We start from the raw sequence: 4,595 nt of genomic DNA on the forward strand, positions 1-4,595 counted from the left end.
GGGTGCGCCAGAACAGGAATGTAAGACCTGGAAGAACAGGGAAATTCCTCGATATGACCTATGATGAGTATCTTTCTTTATTCTACGGAGGGATACCGTTATTCTATAAAGATGCGGCGTTAGAACAACCTTTTCAAGGTACTGATAAAATATATCCCAATACGATAATTTATATACCATATGATCTGTTGGAGGAAGATGAAGAAGAAAGTCGTGGAGAAAAAATCGGCGAAATTACTGGTATGATTACCTTGACCGATGTTCCAAATCCTGCGCCAAGAGTGGATATTTATGTTTCTGGGTATGATAGTGTAGGCGAGGAACATTGGTTTTCTTATTCTGACAGTATAAATATAACCGGTTCCGGAACTCTTACAAACATCAGATGGTCAATTCCGATATATGAAAATGATGAGTTTTTCCCTTCAAATGGAAACTTCAGTCTGAGTATTCGGTTGTCGAATGGCAACAGATTTTCTATTGAAATCCCTGCTACTCCATATATTAATAGTGTAAACGCCAATGTGGGCAGTCTTGGGATAGTTAGTCTTAAATACATAACTTTAAGCGGAACTATCAATGTTACTTATAATGGGCAAGCAGTGCCTAGAGTTTTAATTTCCGCCTACGGCACTTCATTGTCATACCCCAGTTATACATCTCTTACTTCTCCCGTAGCCAATGCGCCGTGGTCTATAACAATGCCGGCTTTTAGTTCTTCAACTAATATTAGCTTTTATGTGTCTGGCTTTTCTTCTAATTATGATAATCTTTTTTCGGAGTCTTATGTTAATACAGTAACTGTCTATAATACAGATGTACCGAATATTAACATTAACCTTGGGAATATAACCTCGCCATGACGACAAAATAGACAATATTTGACATTTCAAGCCCTGTTTTTACAGGGCTTTTTTGTGACTTTCCCCTCCTTGTTCGTGTGGTTCGTGGTAGATTTCTTCCTGTTTTTACAGGCTTTTTTACCATAAAAATGTAACAATTTGCCGGTAATAAGCCGATGATTAATAAGAATAACTGTAAATTTGAGTGAATTTCGGTTAGAATTGAACTGGGGAGGTTTTGGAATGTCTGATAGTGATGATCTGGATCTTGATGGCGGTGATGCTCCTGATGCAGGCGGCGCTCCTAAAAAAAGAGGCGGCGGGCTTGGCGGTTTGCTTCCGACGATTTTAAAGTTTGTGGCTATTGGTTTGGGCGCGTTAATTTTTATAGTAACTGTCTGTATTATTACCGTTAATATCCTTAATAAGGGCGGTAAATCTCAGACTGTAATTGTCGATCCCAATGGTCCGTATGTGGGCAAAAGACCGGAGTATAATTATTACGATATGATTGGCTCCATGACGGTCAGAACGAGGGATTTCCCTACCAGTTCCACAGTCAGCGTAGAAATGATAATCGGCTACGATTTAAACGACTTAAATGCGTCAGCGGAATTAGTCAGCCGCAAGTATGAATTGCGAGACTTTGTAAGACAGTATTTCTCGGGGAAATATGCCGCTGACCTTGTTCCCGAAAAAGAAGAAGAACTAAAAGCCGATATTCGCGAAATGTTAAATACCCGCTTTTTGGACACAGCAAGGGCGCGTATCATATTGTTTAATAAGTTCGATGTAATGGAGAATTTCTAAGTTTCTAAGACAGAAAGGAAACATCAGTTTCCTTTCTGTAAAGCTCTTGTCAAGAGCTAAAGATGAGATTATTATGGAGAAAAAGGGAGCTTCAAGGGTAATATGACAGAAGTTCTGTCCCAAGATGAGATAGACCAGTTATTAACCGCGATAAATGCAGGGGATACAGAGCCTGAAGATTTCAGACCTGCCGCTGATAGCCGGAAAATCAAAATATATGACTTCAAACGCCCCGACAAGTTCTCTAAGGAACAGATTCGTACTGTCTCCATTATGCATGAAACTTTTGCCCGCTTAACCACAACAAGCCTTTCAGCCCAGCTTCGCAGTATGGTTCATGTCCATGTCGCTTCGGTAGATCAGCTAACATACGAAGAATTTATCCGTTCTATTCCTACACCGACAACTTTGGCTATTATCAATATGGATCCCCTCAAGGGAAACGCTATTTTGGAAATCGACCCTGCTATTACATTTTCCGTAATTGACCGTCTTTTCGGCGGTACGGGCGAAGGCACAAAATCACAACACGAATTAACAGATATTGAACAATCCGTAATGGAAGGCATTATCGTCCGTATTTTGGGAAATATGCGTGAAGCGTGGACTACAGTTATCGACTTACGCCCTCGTCTTGGACAAATTGACACCAATCCGCAGTTCGCGCAAATTGTACCGCCTACGGAAATGGTCGTTCTTGTAACTCTTGAAACCAAAGTAGGCGATGTAGAAGGCATGATGAACTTCTGTATCCCTTACCTTACCATAGAGCCGATAATCGGCAAATTGTCGGCGCAGTTCTGGTATTCTTCGGTGCGCCGAAACGCCACCACAGAAAACCTCAATGTTCTAAAGGATAAGCTCGCAACGGTCGATGTTAATGTAACAGCCGAAATTGGAAAGATAAATGTACCCGTAAGGGACGTTCTTTCATTGCAGATTGGGGATGTAATAAGGCTTTATAACACGCGCATTGGCGATCCCTATTCATTGAACATCGGCTCCAGAAAGAAGTTTCTGTGCCGCCCCGGTATCATCGGGAAGAAAATAGCGGTTCAGATAACACAAAAAATAGACGAGCTTGGACATGAAGAATTTGAAGAGCTTGCCTCTGAAGGAGATGAATTATGATGAGCGATGGCGCACTTTCTCAGGATGAAATAGACGCATTGCTAGCCGGTGTTGACTCTGGCGGCGGCGGCGCTCCTGCGGCTACAATGACAGCTCCGCCATCAGGCGGCGGCGCAGGCGCAAGTTTTGATGTTAACTCGCTTGAATCGGTTTTTGCTTCAACTACCGGTGCTCTTTCAGCTAACCTTGCCGCTCTGACAGGCACTAAGGTAACTCTTGTCGGTCCTGAAGTTTCGGCTACAGATCGCGATGGTCTTTTAGGTCTGCTTCCCGGTATGGTAACTGTAGTAAATTCTAATTTTACTTCAGGCTTCCCCGGCGAGCATTGTTTTATCTTCTCTGAAGAATCAGCCAAAGCTATCGCAAGCCTTATGACTAAGGAAAACGATATACAGCTTGATGAAATGGCTATGTCCGTAATTGGAGAAGTTGTTTCTCAGATTGCGGGAACACAAATAACAGTTCTTACAGATAAAACAGGAAATAAGTCGATTGCAGCATCGTCTCCTACGGCGGCAAATATAGCGAAAGCCGCGGCGGCGCTTCCCGCCGGTGAGTTTGCCGTTATGACCTATGGTCTTGATATGGGCGACGGGCTTTCGCATCAGATATGGGAAGTTTTAGGTCCGTCTCCGGCGGCTGATATTTCCAACAGTTTAAGCAGTAGCGCTCCGGCGCAAGCAGCACCCGGTATGCAAAATGCCGGAATGAATATGGGGGGCATGGATATGAGCGGAATGAATATGGGAGGAATGGGTATGGGTCAAGGTATGGGCATGTCGGCTAACGTCGGATCTGCCAATGTGCAGCCTGTTCAATTTCCCAATTTGAATCAGCCGCGTCTTGGTCCTCACGAAGCGGGCAACATCGGTCTTATCATGGACGTATCCATGGAAATGACTGTAGAACTTGGACGCACTCGCAAATTAATTAAAGAAATTTTAGGCATGGGCGAGGGCACGATTATCGAGCTTGATAAACTTGCCGGTGAACCTGTAGACATTCTTGTAAACCATAAACTGATAGCCAAAGGCGAAGTAGTAGTTATTGATGAAAACTTCGGCGTGCGTGTAACGGAAATTGTGTCGCCGATGGAACGCATAAACGACATGGGCTACAATTGATTTACCACTGAAAATGCGTTAAAAGGGACGGCAGATATGCCGTCCTTTTTTGTTTTTTTGAACCAACTCCATGACCTCTATGATACCCCACAGTTAAAAATGGTTTTGAAGCAATCGGCAAAAATAAGGACTGGAGTCTTGGCATTTCGTTCCATACGGATAGCGAGTGTAAACGGACAAAATGCTGATGTTGCCGCAAAAAATGGGGTTCTGTAAATACAGACTATATCGCTGGATAAATTTGTCAAATTACAATATAGTAGTTATAGTCCGAAGTAAGGAATATGAAAGAACAGCGTGGGATAAGGTGAGCCGTTGGCTTTCTCATGCGTAAGATGAATGAGAGAGGAGAGAAGAAGATGTGTATAGATATTGTTCCTATATTAACATTAATAGTGGCTATAGCAACATTACTAGCGACTATAGTAACTTGCATTTTTGCATTTTTTATTCCTAAAAGGATAATGCTTAACCAACTGTTTGCAGATTTGTGTGCGGAATATCGTACTCCTGAAATGGGCGGAGCAATATTCGCATTGTTTTCCTTCTATGATAAGTGCAAAGGAAACATTAATAACGAATATATTAATATTTACGAATCCCAAATACAAACAAAACTAAATGATAATGGAACGATAACAGACACCAGTGCGTTTACTTTCTAAATAAGCGTTCTCATACGAGACCA

General features: G+C 42.4%; 5 protein-coding genes. All 5 read left to right on the forward strand.

Annotated features, from left to right (window positions below; genetic code table 11):
- On the forward strand, window positions 1-863 hold an 863-nt coding region (locus ACYVTD_RS09995), incomplete at its 5' end, for a hypothetical protein (protein WP_461247634.1).
- 222 nt (window positions 864-1,085) lie between these two features.
- Window positions 1,086-1,652 carry a flagellar basal body-associated FliL family protein gene (locus tag ACYVTD_RS10000; protein ID WP_461247635.1) on the forward strand — a complete coding sequence of 189 codons (567 nt, stop codon included), beginning with the start codon at window positions 1,086-1,088 and terminating at the stop codon, window positions 1,650-1,652.
- 102 nt (window positions 1,653-1,754) lie between these two features.
- Window positions 1,755-2,783, forward strand: a complete 1,029-nt coding sequence (fliM, locus tag ACYVTD_RS10005; protein ID WP_461247636.1) for a flagellar motor switch protein FliM — start codon at window positions 1,755-1,757, stop codon at window positions 2,781-2,783.
- A complete protein-coding gene (gene fliN, locus ACYVTD_RS10010) occupies window positions 2,783-3,907 on the forward strand; it encodes a flagellar motor switch protein FliN (protein ID WP_461247638.1) in 1,125 nt (374 codons plus the stop codon). The genes fliM and fliN overlap by 1 nt, the downstream gene beginning before the upstream one ends.
- 335 nt (window positions 3,908-4,242) lie before the next feature.
- Window positions 4,243-4,572: a hypothetical protein gene (locus ACYVTD_RS10015; protein WP_461247637.1), complete on the forward strand. Its 330-nt coding sequence runs from the start codon at window positions 4,243-4,245 to the stop codon at window positions 4,570-4,572.
- Window positions 4,573-4,595: the final 23 nt, after the last annotated feature.

The sequence above is a fragment of the Treponema sp. R6D11 genome (genome assembly GCF_054786075.1).

What these genes read in the sequence shown, in the direction of transcription:
- ACYVTD_RS10000 (WP_461247635.1), top strand. Translation starts at nt 1,086, where the DNA reads ATGTCTGATAGTGATGATCTGGATCTTGATGGCGGTGATGCTCCTGAT.
- fliM (WP_461247636.1), top strand. Translation starts at nt 1,755, where the DNA reads ATGACAGAAGTTCTGTCCCAAGATGAGATAGACCAGTTATTAACCGCG.
- fliN (WP_461247638.1), top strand. Translation starts at nt 2,783, where the DNA reads ATGAGCGATGGCGCACTTTCTCAGGATGAAATAGACGCATTGCTAGCC.
- ACYVTD_RS10015 (WP_461247637.1), top strand. Translation starts at nt 4,243, where the DNA reads ATGAATGAGAGAGGAGAGAAGAAGATGTGTATAGATATTGTTCCTATA.